The 21,817-nt window shown below is 51.5% G+C and carries 21 protein-coding genes; 8 read left to right on the forward strand and 13 right to left on the reverse strand.

The features are described from left to right. On the forward strand, positions 1–506 hold a 506-nt coding region (locus tag ACU8YC_RS18965; RefSeq protein WP_446895647.1), incomplete at its 5' end, for a M20/M25/M40 family metallo-hydrolase. Between the two features lie 80 nt (positions 507–586). Here ACU8YC_RS18965 and sitD read toward each other — a convergent pair. The 6 genes from sitD to ACU8YC_RS18995 form a co-directional block, all read right to left on the reverse strand. After that, positions 587–1,438, reverse strand: a complete 852-nt coding sequence (gene sitD / locus ACU8YC_RS18970; protein ID WP_446895648.1) for an iron/manganese ABC transporter permease subunit SitD — start codon at positions 1,436–1,438, stop codon at positions 587–589. Next, positions 1,435–2,292, reverse strand: coding sequence for an iron/manganese ABC transporter permease subunit SitC (gene sitC, locus ACU8YC_RS18975; protein ID WP_187258907.1), 858 nt, complete (start codon positions 2,290–2,292; stop codon positions 1,435–1,437). Before sitC ends, sitD begins: the two co-directional genes overlap by 4 nt. Before the next feature lie 2 nt (positions 2,293–2,294). Then, the gene (gene sitB, locus ACU8YC_RS18980; RefSeq protein ID WP_210905308.1) at positions 2,295–3,110 is read right to left on the reverse strand and encodes a manganese/iron ABC transporter ATP-binding protein; all 816 of its coding nucleotides are present in this window, start codon (positions 3,108–3,110) and stop codon (positions 2,295–2,297) included. Then, on the reverse strand, positions 3,107–4,024 hold the full coding sequence (locus ACU8YC_RS18985) for a metal ABC transporter substrate-binding protein (RefSeq protein WP_446895649.1): 918 nt from the start codon (positions 4,022–4,024) through the stop codon (positions 3,107–3,109). The genes sitB and ACU8YC_RS18985 overlap by 4 nt, the downstream gene beginning before the upstream one ends. Positions 4,025–4,203: 179 nt before the next feature. After that, positions 4,204–4,977 (reverse strand): DUF4886 domain-containing protein, encoded by a 774-nt coding sequence (locus ACU8YC_RS18990; protein ID WP_151218213.1) that lies wholly within the window; start codon positions 4,975–4,977, stop codon positions 4,204–4,206. Between the two features lie 10 nt (positions 4,978–4,987). Next, positions 4,988–6,028: a porin gene (locus tag ACU8YC_RS18995; protein ID WP_151224253.1), complete on the reverse strand. Its 1,041-nt coding sequence runs from the start codon at positions 6,026–6,028 to the stop codon at positions 4,988–4,990. A 407-nt stretch (positions 6,029–6,435) separates the two neighbouring features. Here ACU8YC_RS18995 and ACU8YC_RS19000 point away from each other — a divergent pair, with 407 nt between their 5' ends. After that, entirely contained in the window at positions 6,436–7,806 is a 1,371-nt protein-coding gene (locus ACU8YC_RS19000; RefSeq protein WP_151224252.1) for a class-II fumarase/aspartase family protein, read from the forward strand. Between the two features lie 46 nt (positions 7,807–7,852). Here the strand turns inward: ACU8YC_RS19000 and ACU8YC_RS19005 are convergent, their stop codons facing one another. Continuing rightward, positions 7,853–8,746 carry a MurR/RpiR family transcriptional regulator gene (locus ACU8YC_RS19005; protein ID WP_151218210.1) on the reverse strand — a complete coding sequence of 298 codons (894 nt, stop codon included), beginning with the start codon at positions 8,744–8,746 and terminating at the stop codon, positions 7,853–7,855. A 353-nt stretch (positions 8,747–9,099) separates the two neighbouring features. On the opposite strand from ACU8YC_RS19005, the gene dcuC reads away from it, so the two are divergent. From dcuC to ACU8YC_RS19020, 3 genes are all read left to right on the forward strand, one after another. Then, on the forward strand, positions 9,100–10,467 hold the full coding sequence (gene dcuC / locus ACU8YC_RS19010; protein WP_151218209.1) for a C4-dicarboxylate transporter DcuC: 1,368 nt from the start codon (positions 9,100–9,102) through the stop codon (positions 10,465–10,467). A 51-nt stretch (positions 10,468–10,518) separates the two neighbouring features. After that, positions 10,519–12,213, forward strand: coding sequence for an NAD-dependent malic enzyme (locus tag ACU8YC_RS19015; protein WP_151224251.1), 1,695 nt, complete (start codon positions 10,519–10,521; stop codon positions 12,211–12,213). Positions 12,214–12,297: 84 nt separating this feature from the next. Continuing rightward, positions 12,298–12,642, forward strand: coding sequence for a nitrous oxide-stimulated promoter family protein (locus tag ACU8YC_RS19020; RefSeq protein ID WP_446895650.1), 345 nt, complete (start codon positions 12,298–12,300; stop codon positions 12,640–12,642). Between the two features lie 39 nt (positions 12,643–12,681). Here the strand turns inward: ACU8YC_RS19020 and flhA are convergent, their stop codons facing one another. From flhA to hypA, 6 genes are all read right to left on the reverse strand, one after another. Further along, complete coding sequence (gene flhA / locus ACU8YC_RS19025) at positions 12,682–14,760, reverse strand: formate hydrogenlyase transcriptional activator FlhA (protein WP_446895651.1); 2,079 nt, start codon at positions 14,758–14,760, stop codon at positions 12,682–12,684. 128 nt (positions 14,761–14,888) lie between these two features. After that, the gene (gene hypE / locus ACU8YC_RS19030) at positions 14,889–15,899 is read right to left on the reverse strand and encodes a hydrogenase expression/formation protein HypE (RefSeq protein ID WP_151218208.1); all 1,011 of its coding nucleotides are present in this window, start codon (positions 15,897–15,899) and stop codon (positions 14,889–14,891) included. Next, positions 15,896–17,017: a hydrogenase formation protein HypD gene (gene hypD, locus ACU8YC_RS19035; RefSeq protein ID WP_151218207.1), complete on the reverse strand. Its 1,122-nt coding sequence runs from the start codon at positions 17,015–17,017 to the stop codon at positions 15,896–15,898. The genes hypE and hypD overlap by 4 nt, the downstream gene beginning before the upstream one ends. Continuing rightward, positions 17,017–17,289: a hydrogenase 3 maturation protein HypC gene (gene hypC / locus ACU8YC_RS19040; protein WP_151218206.1), complete on the reverse strand. Its 273-nt coding sequence runs from the start codon at positions 17,287–17,289 to the stop codon at positions 17,017–17,019. Before hypC ends, hypD begins: the two co-directional genes overlap by 1 nt. Further along, entirely contained in the window at positions 17,280–18,152 is an 873-nt protein-coding gene (gene hypB / locus ACU8YC_RS19045; protein ID WP_151218205.1) for a hydrogenase nickel incorporation protein HypB, read from the reverse strand. Before hypB ends, hypC begins: the two co-directional genes overlap by 10 nt. Before the next feature lie 72 nt (positions 18,153–18,224). Next, positions 18,225–18,581, reverse strand: coding sequence for a hydrogenase maturation nickel metallochaperone HypA (gene hypA, locus ACU8YC_RS19050; protein WP_042310587.1), 357 nt, complete (start codon positions 18,579–18,581; stop codon positions 18,225–18,227). A gap of 198 nt (positions 18,582–18,779) precedes the next feature. Between hypA and hycA the strand changes: the two genes are divergently transcribed. The 3 genes from hycA (at position 18,780) to hycC (ending at position 21,816) form a co-directional block, all read left to right on the forward strand. Beyond that, a complete protein-coding gene (gene hycA / locus ACU8YC_RS19055) occupies positions 18,780–19,238 on the forward strand; it encodes a formate hydrogenlyase regulator HycA (protein WP_151218204.1) in 459 nt (152 codons plus the stop codon). A gap of 143 nt (positions 19,239–19,381) precedes the next feature. Then, the gene (gene hycB, locus ACU8YC_RS19060) at positions 19,382–19,993 is read left to right on the forward strand and encodes a formate hydrogenlyase subunit HycB (RefSeq protein ID WP_005130602.1); all 612 of its coding nucleotides are present in this window, start codon (positions 19,382–19,384) and stop codon (positions 19,991–19,993) included. Further along, positions 19,990–21,816 (forward strand): formate hydrogenlyase subunit 3, encoded by a 1,827-nt coding sequence (gene hycC / locus ACU8YC_RS19065; protein ID WP_187258903.1) that lies wholly within the window; start codon positions 19,990–19,992, stop codon positions 21,814–21,816. The genes hycB and hycC overlap by 4 nt, the downstream gene beginning before the upstream one ends. Position 21,817: the final 1 nt, after the last annotated feature.

A 21,817-nucleotide genomic window follows, 5' to 3' on the forward strand; every position in this document is an offset into this window, starting at 1 on the left:
CCGCTTTTGCTAATAGCGTACTGGCGATTAATGCATTGACCGACATGACGCGTGGCACCACGCTAAATGTGGGGGTGGTGCAGGGTGGCAGTGCGGCGAATGTGGTGGCAGCGAAACTCCGCGCAGAGTTGGACGTGCGCTTTTGGGACAATGAAGAATATGATCGTGTCCATCAGGCTTTACTGTCGCTCTGCCAGCAAGGTTTTCTTGAGGGCGTGACCACTACGCTTACCCGGGTCAGCCATAAGCCTGCGATGGCTGCGAACGAGGAGACGCAACAGCTGATGGCGCTGGTTGAACGAGCCGGACAGGAAGAAGGGATCGCCGTGACATGGCAGGCCGTTGGCGGCGGTAGCGATGCTAATCTCACTGCGTCACTGGGGATCCCGACGCTGGATGGTTTGGGACCAGTCGGCGCGGGTTTTCACGGTGTTGATGAATGGCTGAATATCTCCTCCATCGAACAGCGAATTCGTTTATTAAAACGTATCATCACGATGTTGTAATCTGCTGATAATATAGCCTCTGACCGGAGGCTATATTCATATCAAAATAAAAAATTAGCTGACATATTATAAAGTATTATTTATACATCACGTAGCTGAAGCTGATTTTCTAAACGCCGATCGCGCAGGGTTGCATAAATAAAAGTAATCACAAACAGCAGTGAAAATAATACGACGATGGTGGGAGCCGGTGCGCTGTCGATGAAAAATGACAGATATACCCCTATAAACGAAGTAACGATCGACATCACGACCGCCAGCCACAAGGCGTTGGAAAATTTCCGCGTCAGTAAAATTGCAATCGCCCCAGGAGCAATCAGTAAAGAAATCGACAAAATAATCCCGACCGATTTTAGCGTGGCGACAATCGTCAGGGCGATCATACACAACAGGCCGTAATGCAGCAGAGTGGTGTTAAGCCCACTGGTCTTGGCCTGATGTGGGTCGAACGCATACAGCAGCAGATCTTTCCACTTCAGCCCAATGATTAGCGCGATCCCCAACGCAATCACCGTTGTTTGCATGATATCGCTCAGTGATATGCCGAGCATATCGCCGAACAGAATATGATCCAGATGCACTTCCGACTGAATGGAAACATACAGCACCAGTCCCGCACCAAACATCCCGGAGAAAACAATGCCCATGATGGTGTCGCGCTTAATGCGGCTGTTATCGTCGAGGTATCCGGTGGCTACCGCGCAGAACAGTCCAGCGACAAACGCGCCAATTGCCAGCGGGATGCCCGCGATGTAAGCCAGCACGATCCCCGGAAAAACCGCATGGCTCATGGCATCACCCATCAGCGCCCACCCCTTGAGCACTAAAAAAACCGATAACAACGCGCAGGGGATAGCCACAATAGTGGAGATGATCAGCGCATTGACCATAAAGCTAAACTGAAAGGGGTCCAGCAGCGTTGTTAAGATCATACCAGCTCCTTATTGATCCTGCGGGCGCGGCGGCGATTCGCCAGCAGACCGTGTTTGGGGGCGAAGACAAACGCCAGCAGGAACAGCAGTGTTTGCAATACGACGATAATTCCGCCGGTTGCACCATCCAGCCAGTAGCTCAGCCAGGCCCCGAAAAAGCTGGTCAGGCTACCGATAGCTACGGCAACCGCCAGCAGGCGAGGAAAACGATCGGTCAACAGCCAGGCGGTGGCTCCGGGCGTGACCACCAGGCAAATCACCAGAAATGCGCCGACGGTTTGCAGGGCGGCTACCGTTGAAACGGAGAGCAGTGTAAAAAACAGCAGCTTCAAACGCCCCGGATTCAGACCGATAGACCGGGCGTGGTTTTCATCAAAAAAGACCACCATCAAATCTTTCCACTTCAATAACAGGATGGTCAGCGATACCACACCGATGATCGCCAGCTGCAGAATATCTTCCGGCGCAATTGCCAGGATATTACCGAGAATAATGGTCTGGATGTTCACCGACATCGGATTGAGCGACACCATAAAAATCCCGATACCGAAAAAAGACGAAAAAATCAGCCCGATAATCGCATCTTCCTTCAGGCGTGAACGCTGATTGAGAAACAGCATGCTGCCCGCTGCCAGCCCACCGGAAAGAAATGCGCCCAGTGCGAAGGGAAGCCCTAACATATAGGCTCCGGCTACACCCGGCACGATAGAGTGCGATAGCGCATCGCCAATCAGCGACCAGCCTTTGAGCATCAGATAGCAAGAGAGAAACGCGCACAGGCCGCCGACCATCGCCGAAACCCACATGGCGTTGAGCATATACTGGTAACCAAACGGCTCTGTCAGCCAGTTCATGATTATTCCCCCTCGCTTGCCGCGCGTCGCGAAATAAACGGACGTTCATCATCGGTAATCACGTGCTGTTCGCCGCCGCGCAGGGCAACGTGACGCAGGACACCGCTAAATGCCAGCTCGAGATTCTCGGGAGTAAAGGTGGTTTCGGTCGGGCCACTTGCCAGCACCGTGCCCTTAATCATCACCGTGTAATCACAAAACTCGGTGACGGAGCCCAGGTTATGGGTAGAGACCAGCATGGTCCGGCCTTCATCACGCAGTTCACGCAGCAGGTCGATGATCCGGGCCTCGGTTTTCACATCTACACCAGTAAACGGTTCATCCAGTAAAATGACCTGGCCGTCCTGTGCGATAGCGCGCGCCAGAAAGACGCGTTTTTTCTGCCCGCCAGAAAGTTCACCAATCTGGCGATGGCGATAGTCCAGCATGTCGACCCGCGCCAGCGCCGTATCTACGCAGTCGTGGTCGATCTGTTTTGGCCGACGCAGCCAGCCCATATGGCCAAATCGTCCCATCATCACCACATCTTCCACCAGCACCGGAAACGACCAGTCCACCTCCTCTGACTGGGGGACATAGGCGATCAGATTCTGTTTGAGCGCTTTATTAACCGGTTGTTGCAGAATAGAGATTTCCCCCCGCGCCAGACGGACAAACCCCATCAACGCTTTAAATAGCGTTGATTTTCCCGAACCGTTGACGCCGACCAGGGCGGCAATTGAGCCGCCCGGAACCTGAAAAGTGGCATCCCGCAGCGCAGTGTGCCCGTTGCGATACGTCACCGTAACCTGATTCACGGTAATCGCAGATTGACTCATTTTTGGCTCCTTAACCCGTCGTTGATGCCGCTGACGATGGTTTGTGTCGTCACGCGCAGTAAATCCAGATAGGTCGGTACCGGACCATCGGCAGCGCTGAGCGAATCGACATACAGCACGCCGCCGTAATGCGCGCCAGACTCACGAGCGACCTGACGTGTAGGCTTGTCGGACACGGTGCTTTCGCTAAATACGGTGGGGATTTGATGCTCTTTGATCGCGTCGATCACTTTGCGTACCTGTTTGGGCGTGCCTTGCTGATCGGCATTGATTGGCCACAGATACAGCTCTTTCAGGCCGTTATCACGTGCCAGGTAAGAGAATGCGCCTTCGCTGGTGACCAGCCAGCGTTTATCGGCAGGGAGCTTTATCAGTTCATCATGCAGCGGCGCCAGAGTCTGCTGGATTTTCGCTTTATAATTCTCCGCATTTTTCTGGTAGGTGGCAGCATTGTCTGGATCGTATTTCATCAGCGCATCGCGAATGTTATCCACGTAGATGAGCGCGTTCTCCGCTGACATCCAGGCATGCGGGTTCGGTTTGCCGTTGTACGGCCCTTCGCTGATACCCATTGGCTGCACGCCATTTGAGACCATTACCTCCGGCACGCCGGATAAATGCTGATAGAAGCGGGCAAACCAAAGCTCCAGATTGAGGCCGTTGGAGAGGATTAGCTGTGCACCCTGTGCGCGTTTAATATCCCCTGGTGTGGGCTGATATTCGTGAATTTCAGCCCCGGGTTTGGTGATAGAACTGACGTCAGCGGCGTCACCTGCCACATTACTGGCCATATCGGCAATCACCGTAAAGGTGGTTACTACCTTAAATTTTTCTTTCGCCCAGGCAGGAGACAGCGTCAGCGCCGTGATTACGCTTGCAAGGAGAAGCGATTTCAGATGGGGCAGATGCGGCATAGTATCCCTCACAATAAAATGGTTAATTTATCATCAAATATAGCCTTTGCTATGTTATATAGCACAAGGTATGAGTAAATGAAAATAATTCTTATTTGCGTAGGGTGCTAAGGAATGGATGAGGATATGCGTTTACGCCGACACGATTGTCGGCGTGCAGGGGAGGACAAAGCCGATGATTATGATTTCTGGAACTCAGTGACGGTTTCCCAGGCTACTTGCTGCAAGGCTTTGGCGGTAGCAGGGTTCATGTCCGTATCAATGGGAAGCGCACCGCCGACCGGAGACTGATTATACAGAGTAGCGAAAAATACGCAGGCGGCGAGATATGTTCCTGAAATCGAAGGGTGTACACCATCTTGATAATACAGGTTAATTTCTGGGTGCGTTGTACGCGCTTTCTCGAAAGCCAGACCTACCGGAGCTACATATCCCCCCGTTTTTTGCGCAATCGAGATATAAGCATCTGCCAGTTTTTGGCTATCTTCGGGTTTGTCTTTTTTCGGCCAGGTCATGAAATAGACGACTTTTGCACCGGCTTTATGCGCCATTTCGGCCATTTGGGTTGCAGAGTCCACGAAATTTTGTCGGGTACTTTCTTTCTTTGAAATCGTTTCTGTAGAATTCCCCTGCAGGATGACGACATCCCATTTCTGTAGCGTGTTCTGATAGCGCATATTCTCAATTTGCCAGCCTAAATGACCGCTGGAAATCGTGATCCCCCGATATTTATAGCCTTTGGCGTGATCAGGCAGTAAGGACTGCGTCAAATCCCGCAGGCGGGTATTAATATTATTGTTATAGAAAGTGAAAGAGTTACCATAAAGCGCGACAATTTTATTCTCACCATCCATTTTCGCATATGCGGAAGGCGCTAATAACGTATCCGCTTGAACACAGATACTACTTAAGGCGAAAGTCGTCGCTGCGGCAAGTAATGTTATCTTTTTCATTTTTTATCTCTTAGAAATCATAACGGAGCCCAACGATAAGCGCATCATCATTGGTCTTTTTGTTCTTACTTGCGAACTCTTTATCGTAAGTAAATGATAACCACGTGTCTTTAGCCAATGTTAATTGCGCTTCAGCACGCCAGTCTTCTTTTTCAGCAATATCTTTACCATCTTCATTTAAAAAGCTATATCCGGTAAGAACCTTGACGGTGCCAAAGTTGTAGGAAATGAACGAATCCATCCCTTTATAATTATTATCGCTTTTGTTATCACGAGAAATAGACGTACGTAATGCGGTTACTGCGACTTCATAGGCTTTATAACTGAGTTGTAATCCTCCCATGATTTGATCGTTTTGATTACGTCCATCGGTGGTCACTACCCCGTCCTGTCGTTTATAACGGCTGGCCGCTATCGCCGGTGTAATCCTAAAATCGCCAAATTTGAAAGAATTGCGATAGCTGGCCATCGCGCCGTAATCCAGAGCTTCGTTATCACTGTTGCCGTTACCGGAAACCCATGCCAGTTGAATCTCATTGCCGGCAAATTTGGCGTTCCACTGCACGGTGCCGTCCTGTCGGTTGAACTGGTAAGAGTCATCAATGGTTGTAATGCCATAGCTGTAGATATTGGGGGTGAAGTTTTTGTACTTATCGGTCATTTTCATTACCTGATACAACGGGTTTTTGGTTCTCCCGGTGATCAGTTCACCCCATGTTTTATTCGACAGGCCGACATAGGAATAGCGGGCCTCCATATCGCTTTCGCCGGTATTATTATCATTTTTTTCGGTACGCACCTGCCATTCCAGTCGGCCTACGATTTTAGTCTCTGGCAGAAGATCCAGATCTCGCGTGAGATAAATACCTATACGACCACCTAAATCACTTCGACTTTCACTGCCAGCGAATGAATTCTGACCACTTGCAATTTTGCCCTCAACACGACCATAGATATCCAGCGTATTTCCATCCTTATTATAGACGTTTAAGGCGAACGCCGAGGAACTCATACCCATTAGTAATATTAGTGAATAATTTTTTAGTTTCATGTTATCCCTCAAATCAGCATTAGTTTCCTGACCATAAAAATAAATTTCACAGCGAGGTAATTGTTTGAGGAAAAGGAATGACAGCGATATGGGAATCATTTTTTCTCGTAATGAAATGTGATTATTCGCGCATAACTATCTCTGATTTGGCGATTGTATTAATGGTTCTTATATTTAATGAGTGTTTTTTTTAAGGTATTACGGTGACTTAAATTGTAATGCAGAAGTTACTGTGAACTACATCGCATTTTTACAGAAGGCAAAAACTGAAAATGGGAATATTACATTCTCATGGCCTATTTTGGGGTGGGAATACTATTTTCCCCTATAATTTGGCAGACAAATCCCGCAAAATTGATTAATCACATTTTCGATTATCACGCATTCACTAGCCGGAGAGGCGCTGTATGTACGGGAAGCAAACAACGGTATTTGATTCTGACCTTTATTCATCATTGTTCACTCAGGAGAAGATGCGGGAAATATGGTCTGACGACAATCTGCTGCGTTGTTGGTTGCGTTTTGAGGCGACGGTCGCTCGCGTGCAAAGTGAGCTGGGGATTATTCCTCAACAAGCAGCCGTTGAAATTGAACAAACCTGTCGGGAAATAGAGATTGACTGGCCCACCCTGGCGCAAGAAACAAAAACCGTCGGCATGGCTATAAAGCCGCTGATCGATCAGATCTCCGCCAGTGGAACACCATTGGTAAGTCAGTTTCTGCACTGGGGATGTACCACTCAGGATTTACTGGACTCAGGCATGGCGATGAGATTGCAGCAAACGCTGCAACTGTTACGTGAGCAATTGCTTGATGTTGGCGAAGCCATGAAAACGATGGCGTTACGACATGCTCGCACGGTAATGGTTGCACGAACCAATTCGGTGGATGCTTCTGCAACGACGTGGGGGCTTCATGTTTGCAGTTATCTGGCGGAGATAAACCGCCACCTGACACGTCTACAGCAGCTGTATCCGCGTGCCGTAACCGGACTTTTTGGTGGTGCGGTGGGGAATCTGGCTTCTGTAGGTAAGCAGGGAATGGAAACACGCCAGCGGCTGATGTTAGCGTTGGGTCTGAACGTGCCCTGCGGGATTAATAATGCCAGTCAGGATGCGGTCGTTGAAGTTGTGCAGTTTTTTGCTCTTGTTCACGGCACGCTGTGTCGTCTGGCCAACGATGTCGAAACAATGGGACGTACGCCGATTGCTGAAGTACTTGAGGGAGAGGGCGGTGGCGGATCCAGCACCATGCCACACAAAGTTAATCCACGCGCCAGTAATATGATGCAAACGCTGGCAAGAATGGGGTGGATGTATGCTTCCGGCGCGCCAGCAATGCTGGATCAACAGGATGTGCGAGCAGCCTCTATGCGGGTATTAAACTGGACGATCCTTCCGGAGGCCTCTAATGCGTTATCGACCAGCCTGACACGCGCAAAGAGCCTGCTTTCGCATCTCATTGTTAATGAAGATAAGATGCGCGCTAATTTTGACTGCTCAAAGCACTTTATTATGTCGGAATCGCTGACGATGAAGCTTGCCGCCAAAATTGGCAGAGAGTCCGCTTATAACCTAGTGAAAAAGCTGCTGAAGCATGCAACCGGCGAGCACAGCTTCATGGAGATCGTACAGGCTAGCCCGGAAATCCGCGCGTCATTATCTGGGGCGGAAATTGCTGCCGCCTGCGAGCCGCTGTCATATATCGGGGCTAACGACGCGCTAATCGCTGAGACTATCGCTGAGTTCGATCGCGTGAAAACCGCAGATATTGCCTGATTCGTCATGTCGCCGGGAGGGATAACACTCCTGGCGGTTGGTGGCGCTAAGTATTGTGGGCCGAAGCAGAAAATGTTTCGAAAAAGACGAATAATTCTTCCAGTTGGGCAAAATTACCCTCGCTATCTCCTTTCTCATAAGCCAGATGCAGAATGAGTTCGATAAAAAAGAAGCCAAGAATACGGCTTTGAAAAATGGAATGTACGTCGCTTGGGAGAACAAACTGCAGATCGCAGAACTTACCGTAAGGGTTCGCCTCTGAGTTGGTCACCAACACTACGACGGCATTCTTTTTTCTGAACCATTTTGCAATATTGAGGGCGACCCGGTTAAATCGATAGTAAGAGAAAACAATCAGGACATCCCCTTCCTCAATATTGATGAGACATTTGGGGAGCTCGCTGATGTCCGTCGGTAACAGAGTGATGTTGCTGCGAAAGTACTTTAGCAGTGTACAAAAATGCGTCGCCATGGCATGAGATGATGAAGGGCCGACGACATAAATATGACGTTTATTATTCAGCACCAGATCTATAAACGCATTAAGGCTCTCAATATCAATATTATTTTTAAATTGATTAAATAACTCTGATACTTTGTGGGTGAAATCGGTAACGATAGTTTCGGTGGTAATGCTGGGATTGTTACGCAGTTTGATGTTTTTCTCAAACGGCGCAGATATTTTATTTTTTGACAGCGTGATATCTAATGCCTTACGGAAAGCAGCATAACCCGTAAACCCAATCTTATTTAAAAATCGGCCAATAGTTGCTTTGCTTACCATCGCATTTTGCGAGAGATCAACAATGCCATGATAAGGGAGTTCATTAAAGTGTTTATTAATGTACTCATTAAGTCGGCACTCAGATTCAGTTAGATCACCCATATTAAGAGTCAGTAAGTTATACTCATCCAGACTTAATGTGTTTTTATTGTACATGGATAACACCCGGTTGCTGTTGTATATCAACGTTGTTATAGGATAATACCTTTTCGACGTCAACCATTGAATGAATATCTTGGAAACCCGCATCCAGCCTTTTCTTACGGATGCTACCTTATTCAGATGAGTTGCGATCTTACTCACAAAAAGGGGTGGGAAAACACCTTTCCCGTATTTTACAACCACACAACCCATTACACTTAAATCTCAATATTTGAGTATGTAATACGATAAATTTACGTACATATTATAGCTGCTTATATATAGGTGTAATTTTTTACTATCCTACATAAGCTATGATGATATGACAGGTAACCCTACCCGATTTGTATGGCATAGGAATTGTTATTATGACAGCGTTTATTATAGCTATAGTGATAACAGCTATTGCTGCATGGTTAATTGTGAAAAATTATCAGCCGCAAACTGTTTTATTACTCGCTGGATTGGCATTATTGACCATTACCGTACTGTTTTATCCTGAAAAAAGCATTCTCTATGATAAAGCCAAATCCACGGGATCAACCTGGCTGGATATCTTTAGCTTTGCCAAAGAATCGCTGACCACACAAATTGCGGGTATTGGTCTTATCATCATGGCTGCGGGCGGATTTGCCAGCTATATGGATCACATCAAAGCGTCGAACGCGATGGTTAATATGTGCATTCGTCCGCTACAAGTGATTAAAGCGCCTTACCTTATCCTCGCGCTGGGGTACATCTGTGCGCAGCTTCTGCATGTGGCAATTTCAAGTGCGGCGGGATTGGCGATGTTGCTGCTGGTGACATTCTTCCCGGTTCTGGTCCGTCTCGGAGTCAGTAAAGCCTCTGCGGCAGCGATGATTGGTCTGTGCGCGTTTATGGATTTAGGGCCTGCGGTTGGAACAGCGAATTTGGCGGCCAAGCATGCCGGAATGGAAAGCGCTATCTACTTTGCTCATTACCAGATGCCGGTCGCGGTGGTGGTGATGCTGGCTGTTGCGGTGGTGATTTACTTCACCGCGAAATATTTTGACAAAAAGGATGGCTTCGTGCCGGGCGAGCAAAGTGTCGCGCAAGCGGAAGAAGAGGGTCGCAAGTCTCCCGTTATTTACGCGCTTCTGCCGGTTCTGCCTGTGGTTCTGGTGCTGGTCTTTAGCCCGCTGGTGATCAAATCTATTAAAATTGACGTAGTGACGGCGATGATTCTTGGCGCGGTCGTCGCATTTTTCTTTGAACTGGTGTCAACCCGAGATTTCAAAAGCTGCTGTAAAGGATTACAGGTCTTCTTCAAAGGTATGGGCAGCATGTTTACCAGCATCGTTTCCTTGCTGGTGTGTGCGGATATCTATGCGCAGGGGCTGCAGAAAATTGGCGCAGTGGACTACCTGCTGCAGTCGGTGCAAAACGCAGGTCTGGGCTTTACCAGCATGACACTAGTGATGACCGCGCTGGTGGGAGTAACCGCTGTACTGACTGGCTCTGGCGTTGCTGCCTTCTTCTCTTTCTCCGGCCTGGCCCCCTCCATTGCGGCAAAATTTGGCGAAAGCGCCGTTAATATGATCCTGCCTATGCAACTGATGGCGGGAATGGGGCGCTCAATGTCTCCTGTGGCTGGCATCATTATTGCGGTAAGCAAAGCAGGGGAATGTTCACCGTTTATGATCGTCAGAAGGACGCTGCTTCCAGCGCTGGCCGGTATCGCGGCGATGCTGGTTGCCAACTATGTCCTGATTTGAATCCCGAGAGCCTGTTAATGCAGGCTCTTATTGTTTATCTGGTTGTAATTTATGGATGGCAACGTGACAAACGATGTTTTATACGTCCCGTTTACGGGCAAGTTACTGCTTGAGTCTCCGTTATTGAACAAGGGAAGCAGCTTCACGCAACAAGAACGACATGACTTTAACCTGAGTGGGCTACTGCCTTGCGCCATTGAGAATATTGATGAACAAGCCGAGCGGGCGTATCAACAATATCTTGAGGCTGAATCCCACAACGCCCGGCATATTTATTTGCGTAATATTCAGGATACCAACGAAACGTTATTTTATTATCTGCTGAAAAAGCATCTACCTGAGATGCTGCCAATCGTTTATACCCCGGTAGTCGGGGCCGCCTGCGAAAAATTCTCCTGGATATATCGTCGTGCGCGTGGTGTATTTATTTCATGGCCCGATCGCGATCGTATTGACGATATTTTGCATGATATTCCACGGCACGATATTAAAGTCATTGTCGTCACTGATGGTGAGCGCATTCTGGGCTTGGGCGACCAGGGCGTTGGCGGTATGGGTATTCCTATCGGGAAGTTGTCGCTTTATACCGTTTGTGGAGGGGTAAATCCGGCGAATACGTTACCCATTCTTCTGGATGTCGGCACTAACAATACACGACTGCTGGACGATCCGCGCTATATCGGCTGGCGTCATCCGCGTATCACCGGTGAAGATTACTTCGCATTTATTGGCATGTTTATTGCGGCGGTTAAACGACGCTGGCCTAACGTTCTGCTGCAGTTTGAAGACTTCGCCCAGCATACAGCGATCCCTTTGTTGGCGAGTTATCGTGATGAACTATGCTGTTTTAATGATGATATTCAGGGCACGGCGTCAGTGGCTCTTGCAACAATTCTCTCGGGCTGTCGTGGTAGCGGTCGCGACCTCTGCCAGCAACCCATCGTGATTGTAGGGGCGGGCGCGGCAGGATGTGGCATCGCCCAGCATATTATTGCCTGTCGTATATCTGAAGGTATGAGCCAGGCTGAAGCCCGACGGACCATTTTTATGGTGGATCGCGACGGTCTGGTGATGACCACCAATGATGCCTTAGCTGATTTCCAGCAATCGCTGGCGCAACCTCCCGAAGCCTTATCTGACTGGCAGTATGATGGGCAGGCGCCGTCATTACTGGAGGTGATTCATAATGTCAAACCCACGGTGATGCTGGGTGTGTCGGGCCAGGCCGGACTGTTCTCGCAGGAGGTGATTAGCACGATGTATCAATACTGCGATCGCCCGATTGTCATGCCGCTGTCGAATCCCACCTCGAGAATGGAAGCGCGGCCAGAAGATATCGTGCGCTGGACCGAGGGACGGGCCATCATCGCGACAGGCAGTCCCTGCGATGCGGTTGTATTTAATGGGGGTTCCATTCCCGTTGCACAGTGCAATAATGTGTATGTTTTCCCGGCCATCGGTCTGGGGGCTATCGCCAGCGGCGCGACGCGCATAACAGACACGATGCTGATGGCGGCAAGCTGCGCACTGGCCAATGCTTCTCCACTGGTGCGCAATGGTGAAGGTGCTCTGCTACCGGAGGTTAAGACAATCTGCGAAGTGACTCGCAGTGTTGCTTTTGAGGTCGGTAAGGCAGCACAGCATTCCGGTGTGGCGGAGAAGATGAGCGACGAGACGCTGTTGCAGAGTATTAAAGATAACTTTTGGCTACCGCATTATCGACCTTATAAACGCAGAGCTATTTAGTCATTTTTCCTGGAATGATTAACGGCTCTTGGTTGCCTCTATGGTTAAGGTGTATTATTTATGCAACTTAATTATGGAGGCATTATGTCCGGCAAACGTATTGCTCGTGAAAAAATGACGATCCGGAGAATGATCTCACTCTACGAGAGCCAGTGTCCGCAGGCTTCAGACGAGCCGGGGCATTACGATGCGTTGTTTGCCTATGCGCAAAAGCGCCTCGATAAGTGCGTATTTGGTGAGGAAAAACCGGCCTGTAAACAGTGTCCGGCACACTGTTATCAACCTACTAAACGCGAAGAGATGAAACAAATTATGCGCTGGGCTGGGCCAAGAATGCTCTGGCGTCATCCGATTCTGACCGTGCGTCATCTGATTGATGACAAACGCCCTGTCCCGGAATTGCCAGAGAAATATCAGCGCAAGAAGTAATTCAGATGCCCGATAAGCGTGGCGCTATCGGGCAATCAGTTAAACCAGCGCATCCTTATCAATGCCCAGGCGTTTCATACGCGAGAGTAACGTGGTGCGCTTCAGTCCCAGGCGCTGCGCTGCACCTTTAGGACCGGCAACCACGCCGTTGGTCTCTTTCAGAACGCGCATGATCAACTGGTATTCGTCCTCGCCATCCTGCGCAACTTCGGTGGCCACTGGTGGTGCGGACGGCGTCAACGCGGCAATATCCGGCAGGGACAGCTGTAGCACGTTGCCTCGGGTAAGCAGAACTGCACGCTCCACCACATTTTCCAGTTCGCGCACGTTGCCCGGCCATTCCATGCTGCTCAGCGTACGCAGCGCTTCGGCAGGAATGCTGTCGATATTGCGCCCCATCCGGCGGGCAATTTTAAAGGTGAAGGCTTTCACCAGCAGCGGGATATCTTCCGGGCGCTCGCTCAGTGGCGGCAGATGGATTGGGAAGACGTTCAGTCGATAGTAGAGATCGTTACGAAACTCGCGATCGGCGACCATCTTTTTCAGATCGCGATTAGTGGCGGCGATCAAGCGAACGTCGGTCTGGATCAGTTTATTGCTGCCCAGACGTTCAAACTCCTGCTCCTGCAATACGCGCAGCAGTTTGGGCTGAAGCTCCAGCGGCATGTCGCCCACTTCATCGAGGAACAGCGAGCTTTTATCGGCCAGCTCGAAACGTCCAATCCGCTGCGTGCTGGCCCCGGTAAATGCGCCGCGCTCATGACCAAATAGGTCGCTTTCCAGCAACCCGGCAGGCATGGCGGCACAGTTCATTTTTACCATCCGGCGGGCGTTACGCCCACTCAGGTTGTGAATTGCTCGGGCAATCAGCTCCTTACCGGTTCCGGTTTCGCCGAGAATCAGGACGGTACTGTCGCTCTGCGCCACCATTTCGACCTGTTTGAGCACGCTGTACATTGCTTCACTGCGGCCAATGATTTCGCCGAACTCGCTCTCCACGTTGTTAAGTTGTTCAGTGAGCGCCAGGTTTTCATCGACCAGGCGCTCTTTCAGGCGATGAATTTCCTGATAGGCGAGAGCGTTATCTACGGCGATCGCCACGCGTTCGGCGATTTGGCGTAGCAGTTTGAGGTTGGCAGTGGTGAACACTTTCTCTTCGCACTGCGCCAGCTTAAGGACGCCGAGCATAGTATTGCCCGACATCAGCGGCAGCAGACACAGGGTCTGTAGCTGGTTGCCCCAGGTTTCGAACAGCATCCGTTCGTAAGGGGCGAGCGTATCGCGTTCGCTCAGATTAATCAGCAGCATCTCTTTGCTTTTGAACACGCGTTCGGAAAGCGTACCAGCTTCATCCACTTCACTTTGTTCGTGCGCCGGATGATGTTCATCCAGATAGTGGGTGGAATAAATGCTGAGTTTGTTTTTGCGATCGCTGCGTAACACGATGCTGATGGCATCGATGTCGAAGTAGTGGTGGATCTCTTTGGCGACTTCGCTGACCAGTTCGTCAATGTCCAGGCGAGAGAGCACTGCATTGGTGATGGCGACCAGGATGCGAAAGTTATCACGCTCGCGGCACAACAGATCGTAATCGACGTTGTTGCTGACCCGGCTTTGAATTTGTTCAGCTACAACGCCGACTATTTGGGTGAAGGTCTGCAGCCGGTTGTACTCTTTTTCACTCCACGGACGATCCTCGTTACGGATGAATTCACAGCCGCCAAAGATGCGCCCATCCGCCGCCAGCGGCAGCAGGCAGTAGTGGCCAAATTCAGAATACAGTCCGCCAGCGGCCAGCTGTGGCCAGGTTTCAGTAAATTCGTGATAGTTGCAGTGCAGCGCATCGGGGCGGGACAAAATACGGCGTACCGGGCCATGGGCCAGTACTGTTTCGTCTTCATAATCGATGGGTTTACCATTTTCACGCGTCGCAAAATAACGCGCACGCTGCGTTTGTGCCTGCCATAAGACAATAGCCGCACAGTCGGCCAGCGCTGAACGCTTGACCAGCTGCGAAAGCGCCTCGCTGAGAGACGGGAGATCGGGCTGCTGTAATAATGTACGAGTAATATCGAACAGGCCTTGCTGTCCGAGGTCACTCATCGGTGTATACGACATATTGCTTTTCCAGGAAAAGCACCGCAGAACGGTGCGAAAACGGTAAATGAATTATAGGTATAAGTCGTAAATTATTGCCGGATAGCGATTTCAGCTTATCCGGCCTACACGTTGCCGCTAATGGGCTGTTAGCATATACGAGGTAAGGGTTCGGCGTGTGGTAAATCAAGGGTTCGTTTCACGCCGTAGAGTCCGGCAAGACGCACACCCTTGCGCTCTACCACTTCGCCAATCATTGCGGCATCGCGTCCTAACGGATGCGCGCGCAGCGCGGCAAGTGCCGTTTCAGCGGCCTGACGTTCAACGGCAATCACCAGCTTGCCTTCGTTAGCAAAGTTGAGCGCATCGAGGCCCAGCAGTTCGCAAACGCCACGTACTGCAGGCTTCACGGGCAGGGCCGCTTCTGACAGCTCAATACCAAACCCGCATGATGCGGCAAATTCATGCGTTACCGCATTCACGCCGCCACGGGTCGCGTCACGCAGAGCCTTCACGCCGGGGATATCACGTAGCGTCTGGATAAGCGGTGTCAATACCGCGCAGTCACTGACCAGTTCGCCATCAAGACCCAGTTGTTCGCGGAGGTTGAGGATAGTTGCGCCATGATCGCCAAGCGTACCGCTGACCAGCAGCACATCGCCCACGCTCAGGGTTTGTGCCCCCCAGTGAATGTTAGCCGGGATCGCGCCCATTCCGGCGGTGTTGATAAACAGTTTGTCCGCCGCGCCGCGCTGTACAACCTTGGTGTCGCCGGTGACGATGGCAATGCCCGCTTCGCGCGCGGTTGCCGCCATGCTGTTAACGACGGTTTTCAGTGTCTCCATTGGTAAACCTTCTTCGAGGATAAAACCGCAGGAGAGATAGCGCGGGAGCGCGCCGCTGACGGCCACATCGTTAGCCGTACCACAGATAGCCAGCTTGCCGATATTCCCCCCCGGGAAGAACAACGGATCAATAACATAGCTGTCGGTTGAAAACGCCAGACGGTCGCCTTCAGCGACCAGTTGCGCCAGTTCCAGACGTGCCTGATCTTCCTGTTCCGCCAGCCACGGATTCGCAAAAGCCTCCATAAACAGACTGTTGATCAACTGCTGCATAGCTTGACCGCCGCTACCGTGGGCGAGTTGTACGCTGTTCATGCTTCACACTCCTGCTGACGATATTGATACCAGGCGGCACATGCGCCTTCTGAGGAGACCATCAGGGCGCCAAATGCGGTCTCCGGATTACAGGTTTTACCAAACAACGGGCACTGATGCGGTTTGCATCTGCCGGTCAATACTTCTCCGCAACGCGCACGCGGATCGTCATACACCTGCTGCGGTGCTGGCTGGAAATGCGCTTCGGCATCAAAGCGTTGATACTCCGGCGTCAGATGAACACCGGAAGATTCAATTACGCCCAGACCGCGCCATTCGCTGTCGCCATTGACGCAGAAAACGTCGGCAATTGCCTGTTGCGCTAGCGCGTTACCGGCGTCCGGTACCACGCGACGGTACTGGTTTTCTACCTGGCTGTGCGCGGCAATTTTCTGCTCAATCAACATCACCACGCCCTGCAGCAGATCGAGCGGTTCGAAACCGGCGACCACTAACGGACGATGGAAATCTGAGGCAATGAAATTATAGGCATCGGTACCAATCACCATGCTGACGTGGCCCGGCGCTAAAAAGGCATCAATGCCGTTGTCCGGTTGTTCCAGCAGGCTGCGCAGCGTAGGGATAAGCGTGATGTGCTGGCAGAAAAAGTAAAAATTCTGCACGTCACGCTGTTTTGCTTGTTGCAGGGTAATGGCGGTTGTTGGCATGGTGGTTTCAAAACCCAGGCCAAAGAACACAACCTTACGCGTTGGGTTTTCCTGTGCCAGCTTCAGCGCATCCATCGGTGAATAGACGATGCGGATATCCGCGCCGCGCGCCTTGGCTTGTAGCAGGGAACCTTGTTTACCCGGGACGCGCATCGCATCGCCAAAGGTGCAGAAAATCACTTCCGGATGGCTGGCAATTTCTACACAGCTGTCGATTCTGCCCATCGGTAGAACGCAAACTGGGCAGCCCGGACCATGAATAAACTCGACGTTTTCAGGCAGTAATTGATCGAGACCGAACTTGAAGATTGCGTGAGTATGACCACCACAAACTTCCATGATGCGCAGCGGGTGTTCAGCAGTGTAGGGGAGGAGTGCAGCACGTTCACACAGGTGCTCTATCAACTGCATCACCTGTTCTGGTGCGCGGTATTCGTCAACAAAACGCATTATTTTTCCTCGCCATACAGCAACGCGCCGACATCCGGCTCAACGTCAAACATGTTTTGTAGCGCATCGAGCGTGTCGCGCGCTTCTGCTTCATTAATGATGCTCATGGCAAAGCCGACGTGAACCAGTACCCACTGGCCCAAACGGGGTTGACCATGCTCATCGTAGCTACCGACCAGCGTCAGATCGACGTCGCGCTGAATACCGCAAACGTCGACTTTAGCCTGGTTGCCGTCAATGGTGCGGATTTGACCCGGAACACCTATGCACATCGCTGCGTCTCCAGCCAGGAGAGCCATTGGTCCATCCCTTCGCCGCTGGTGGCAGAAATCAGGATGATCTCAATTTCCGGGTTCACTTCCCGGGCGCTGGCGATGCACTTATCTACGTCAAAATTGAGGTACGGCAGCAGATCCACTTTATTGAGCAGCATCAGCGAGGCGGCGGCAAACATATGCGGGTATTTCAGCGGTTTGTCTTCGCCTTCAGTGACGGAAAGCACGGCCACTTTATGGCGTTCGCCGAGGTCGAAACTCGCCGGGCAAACCAGGTTGCCGACGTTTTCAATGAACAAAATACCATTGTCTTCAAGCGGCAAACGCGGCGCGGCGTCAGCGATCATTTGGGCGTCGAGGTGGCAACCTTTACCGGTGTTGACCTGGATGGCTGGCGTGCCCGTGGCACGAATACGTGCGGCATCGTTAACCGTTTGCTGGTCGCCTTCAATGACGGCACACGGCACGTTGTCTTTGAGCTTCATCAGCGTTTCGGTCAGCAGCGTGGTTTTACCGGAACCCGGGCTTGAGACAAGGTTCAGTACCAGATGCTGACGAGCGGCAAAGCGGGCGCGGTTGCGTTCGGCCAGACGGTTGTTTTTATCCAGTACGTCAATTTCCACTTCCAGCATGCGGCGCTGGCTCATGCCCGGCGCATGGGTACCTGCTTCACCGTGACCATAGTGCAAATCGCCTTCTTCGGTCTGACTCGGTGTGAAACTGGAGGTTTTCACACCGGTAATATTCAGTGCCGGGCGAGCCGCCGGGGCAAATGGCGCGCTGCGAAACGCCGAGTGGGGATTATGCTCATCACCCTCTATATAAAGGTTGCCTTCAGCGCAACCACATGTCGTACACATCGCTCACTCCTGATCTATTGCTTATTACTAGCTTTTTATGCCGGAAATGACTAAGTCGATATCCGGCATTAATTAATCTTCAGCGTCGCCAATTTCAATTCGCCGAATCTGTAGACCGTCATCGGCCACAATTCTCAGCGTATCGCTGTTGCATTGCGGGCACCGACGCACGCGTTGCGTCAGTAAGGTGACGTATTGCTGACAAGATTCGCACCAACATTCGGCTTCTTGTTCTTCGAGGTGGAGTTTACAACCTTCTGCAAGGGTGCCACGGCATACCAGATCAAAACAAAAGGCGAGAGCGCTGGTTTCTACGCAAGAAAATGCGCCAATTTTGAGCCAGACCCCAGTTACTCGTTTTGCGCCGTGCTGGGTGGCCTGTTGTTCAATCAATTCCAGTGCCCGTTGGCAGAGGGTTATTTCGTGCATACCGCCTCCTGTGAAGTTGCCGTACTAAAAGCAATAAACATGCCAGCTTGGATTTTTTCCAACGTGACAATGACGACGATGACGAAATGACATGTCGTCACTCGTTTTTGATTTTTTATCTGTATGAAAATTAAGGATTTTAATTTTGGCATGAAATGTGCTTAAAGCTGTTCATCTCTGCTAAACGGGTAACCTGACATGACTATTTGGGAAATAAGCGAAAAAGCCGATTACATCGCTGAACGGCATCGTCGCCTACAGGACCAGTGGCGTATTTACTGTAACTCGCTGGTTCAGGGGATCACCCTGTCGAAAGCGCGTTTGCATCATGCAATGAGCTGTGCGCCGGACAAAGATCTCTGCTTTGTCCTTTTTGAACACTTCACTATCTACGTCACGCTGGCGGATGGCTTTAACAGCCACACCATCGAGTACTACGTCGAAACAAAAGATGGTGATGATAAACAACTGATTGCACAGGCACAGTTGACCATCGACGGTAAAGTCGATGAGCGTATCAACGCCCGCGATCGTGAACAGGTGCTGGAGCACTATCTCGAAAAAATCGCCACCGTCTACGACAGCCTGTATACCGCGGTTGAGAACAATATGCCGGTGAATTTAAGTCAACTGGTTGAGGGACATAGCCCGGCTTAAGCCTCGGGTACTGCCCAGTTTTGTCATGATGCGCTTTCATTCTGCGTCACGACAGTTTAGGGAATGGGCATGTCGAAAAATGTCGAAATGACATTTCGTAGACATGTTTTCGTCAAAAATGACTATCACCTGAGGAATGCCTGGTGAATCGTTTTGTAATTGCTGACTCCACTCTTTGTATCGGCTGCCACACCTGTGAAGCTGCCTGCTCAGAGACACATCGCCAGCATGGCCTGCAGTCTATGCCGCGCCTGAAAGTGATGTTAAATGAAAAAGAATCCGCGCCGCAGCTTTGCCACCAGTGTGAAGATGCACCTTGCGCCACCGTTTGTCCGGTTAATGCGATTAATCGTGTTGACGGTGCTGTACAGCTGAATGAAAGCCTGTGCGTCAGTTGCAAATTGTGCGGGATTGCCTGTCCGTTCGGCGCGATTGAGTTTTCCGGTAGCCGTCCGCTACACATCCCGGCAAACGCCAATACGCCAAAAGCGCCTCCGGCTCCGCCTGCACCTGCCCGTGTGAGCACGCTGCTGGACTGGGTTCCGGGCGTTCGCGCCATTGCGGTGAAATGCGATCTGTGCAGTTTTGACGAACAGGGTCCGGCCTGCGTGCGCATGTGCCCAACCAAAGCCCTGCACCTGGTGAGCAACATGGATATCGCCCGCGCCAGCAAACGTAAGCGTGAGCTGACTTTCAATACCGATTTCGGCGATCTCACCTTGTTTCAGCAGGCTCAGAGTGGGGATGCAAAATGAGCGCAATTTCACTAATTAACAGCGGCGTGGCTTGGTTTGCGGCTGCGGCGGTTCTGGCATTTCTGTTTTCATTTCATAAACCGTTGAGCGGTTGGATTGCCGGGGTTGGCGGCGCGGTCGGCAGCTTGTGTACGGCGGCTGCGGGTTTTACCGTTCTGACTAATGCGCTGGCGGTGAGCGGCGTGATGCCGTTTATTGGTCACAGTCTGCAAATTACCCCGCTAAATGCCATCTGGCTGATTACGCTGGGCTTGTGTGGCCTGTTTGTCAGCCTGTACAACATCGACTGGCATCGTCATCCACAGGTCAAAGCTAACGGCCTGCTGATAAATTTGCTGATGGCAGCAGCGGTATGTGCGGTGGTGGCCAGCAACCTCGGGACGCTGGTGGTGATGGCGGAAATCATGGCGCTTTGTGCCGTGTTCCTCACCGGCTGCAGCAAAGAGGGGAAACTGTGGTTTGCGCTGGGGCGTATCGGTACGCTGCTGCTGGCGATTGCCTGCTACCTTGTGTGGCAACGTTACGGCACGCTGGAGCTGCGTCTGCTAGACCTGCGCACTCAGGAGCTGCCGCTCGGGTCTGACATCTGGCTGCTGGGTGTGGCAGGTTTTGGCCTGCTGGCCGGGATTATTCCGCTGCACGGATGGGTGCCGCAGGCACACGCCAACGCCAGCGCGCCGGCTGCGGCGCTGTTCTCTACCGTGGTCATGAAGGTGGGGCTGCTGGGTATTCTGTCGCTGTCGCTGCTGGGCGGTAACGCGCCGCTGTGGTGGGGAATTACGCTGCTGGTGTTGGGTATGATCACCGCATTTGTCGGCGGTCTTTATGCGCTGATGGAGCACAACATCCAGCGTCTGCTGGCGTACCACACGCTGGAAAATATCGGCATTATTCTGCTGGGTCTGGGTGCTGGCGTGACCGGCATTTCCCTGAATCAACCTGCTTTGATTGCGCTGGGTTTAACCGGTGGTCTGTATCATCTGGTCAACCACAGCCTGTTCAAAAGCGTTCTGTTCCTGGGCGCGGGCAGCATCTGGTTCCGTACCGGTCATCGCGATATCGAAAAACTGGGCGGGATCGGTAAACGTATGCCGGTTATCTCTCTGGCGATGTTGGTTGGCCTGATGGCGATGGCCGCGCTGCCGCCGCTGAACGGTTTTGCCGGTGAGTGGGTTATCTATCAATCCTTCTTCAAGCTGGGTAACAGCGGGGCGTTTGTCGGTCGTCTGTTAGGGCCGTTGCTGGCGGTTGGGCTGGCAATTACCGGCGCGCTGGCGGTGATGTGTATGGCAAAAGTCTATGGCGTAACGTTCCTTGGCGCACCGCGTACGAAGGAAGCTGAGAATGCCTGCTGCGCACCAATCCTGATGGGTGTGAGTGTCGTTGCGCTGGCTATCTGCTGTGTGATTGGCGGTGTGGCTGCGCCGTGGCTGCTGCCGATGATCTCCTCTGCTGTTCCGCTACCGCTGGAAACCGCGAACACCACCGTTTCTCAGCCGATGATCACGCTGCTGCTGATCGCGTGTCCGCTACTGCCGTTCATCATCATGGCGATTTTCAAAGGTAACCGCCTGCCGTCGCGTTCACGCGGTGCGGCATGGGTGTGTGGCTACGATCACGAGCAGTCAATGGTCATTACTGCGCATGGTTTTGCTATGCCAGTGAAAGAAGCCTTTGCTCCGGTACTCAAACTGCGTAAATGGCTGAATCCGGTATCACTGGTTCCGGGCTGGCAGAATGCGGCTGCGCCGGTGCTGTTCCGTCGCCTGGCGCTGATTGAGCTGGCGGTACTGGTGGTGATTGTGGTTTCACGAGGAGCCTGAG

The sequence above is a fragment of the Citrobacter sp. VF227 genome, from assembly GCF_052950715.1.

Excerpts from the sequence above, each read along its gene's own strand:
- ACU8YC_RS19020 (WP_446895650.1), top strand. The coding sequence starts at position 12,298 with ATGTCCGGCAAACGTATTGCTCGTGAAAAAATGACGATCCGGAGAATG.
- hypB (WP_151218205.1), bottom strand. The coding sequence starts at position 18,152 with ATGTGTACGACATGTGGTTGCGCTGAAGGCAACCTTTATATAGAGGGT.
- sitD (WP_446895648.1), bottom strand. The coding sequence starts at position 1,438 with ATGATCTTAACAACGCTGCTGGACCCCTTTCAGTTTAGCTTTATGGTC.
- ACU8YC_RS18990 (WP_151218213.1), bottom strand. The coding sequence starts at position 4,977 with ATGAAAAAGATAACATTACTTGCCGCAGCGACGACTTTCGCCTTAAGT.
- hypD (WP_151218207.1), bottom strand. The coding sequence starts at position 17,017 with ATGCGTTTTGTTGACGAATACCGCGCACCAGAACAGGTGATGCAGTTG.
- sitC (WP_187258907.1), bottom strand. The coding sequence starts at position 2,292 with ATGAACTGGCTGACAGAGCCGTTTGGTTACCAGTATATGCTCAACGCC.
- flhA (WP_446895651.1), bottom strand. The coding sequence starts at position 14,760 with ATGTCGTATACACCGATGAGTGACCTCGGACAGCAAGGCCTGTTCGAT.
- hypC (WP_151218206.1), bottom strand. The coding sequence starts at position 17,289 with ATGTGCATAGGTGTTCCGGGTCAAATCCGCACCATTGACGGCAACCAG.
- ACU8YC_RS18985 (WP_446895649.1), bottom strand. The coding sequence starts at position 4,024 with ATGCCGCATCTGCCCCATCTGAAATCGCTTCTCCTTGCAAGCGTAATC.
- hypE (WP_151218208.1), bottom strand. The coding sequence starts at position 15,899 with ATGAACAGCGTACAACTCGCCCACGGTAGCGGCGGTCAAGCTATGCAG.
- ACU8YC_RS19000 (WP_151224252.1), top strand. The coding sequence starts at position 6,436 with ATGTACGGGAAGCAAACAACGGTATTTGATTCTGACCTTTATTCATCA.
- ACU8YC_RS18995 (WP_151224253.1), bottom strand. The coding sequence starts at position 6,028 with ATGAAACTAAAAAATTATTCACTAATATTACTAATGGGTATGAGTTCC.
- ACU8YC_RS19005 (WP_151218210.1), bottom strand. The coding sequence starts at position 8,746 with ATGTACAATAAAAACACATTAAGTCTGGATGAGTATAACTTACTGACT.
- sitB (WP_210905308.1), bottom strand. The coding sequence starts at position 3,110 with ATGAGTCAATCTGCGATTACCGTGAATCAGGTTACGGTGACGTATCGC.
- hycC (WP_187258903.1), top strand. The coding sequence starts at position 19,990 with ATGAGCGCAATTTCACTAATTAACAGCGGCGTGGCTTGGTTTGCGGCT.
- hypA (WP_042310587.1), bottom strand. The coding sequence starts at position 18,581 with ATGCACGAAATAACCCTCTGCCAACGGGCACTGGAATTGATTGAACAA.
- ACU8YC_RS19015 (WP_151224251.1), top strand. The coding sequence starts at position 10,519 with ATGGATGGCAACGTGACAAACGATGTTTTATACGTCCCGTTTACGGGC.
- dcuC (WP_151218209.1), top strand. The coding sequence starts at position 9,100 with ATGACAGCGTTTATTATAGCTATAGTGATAACAGCTATTGCTGCATGG.
- hycA (WP_151218204.1), top strand. The coding sequence starts at position 18,780 with ATGACTATTTGGGAAATAAGCGAAAAAGCCGATTACATCGCTGAACGG.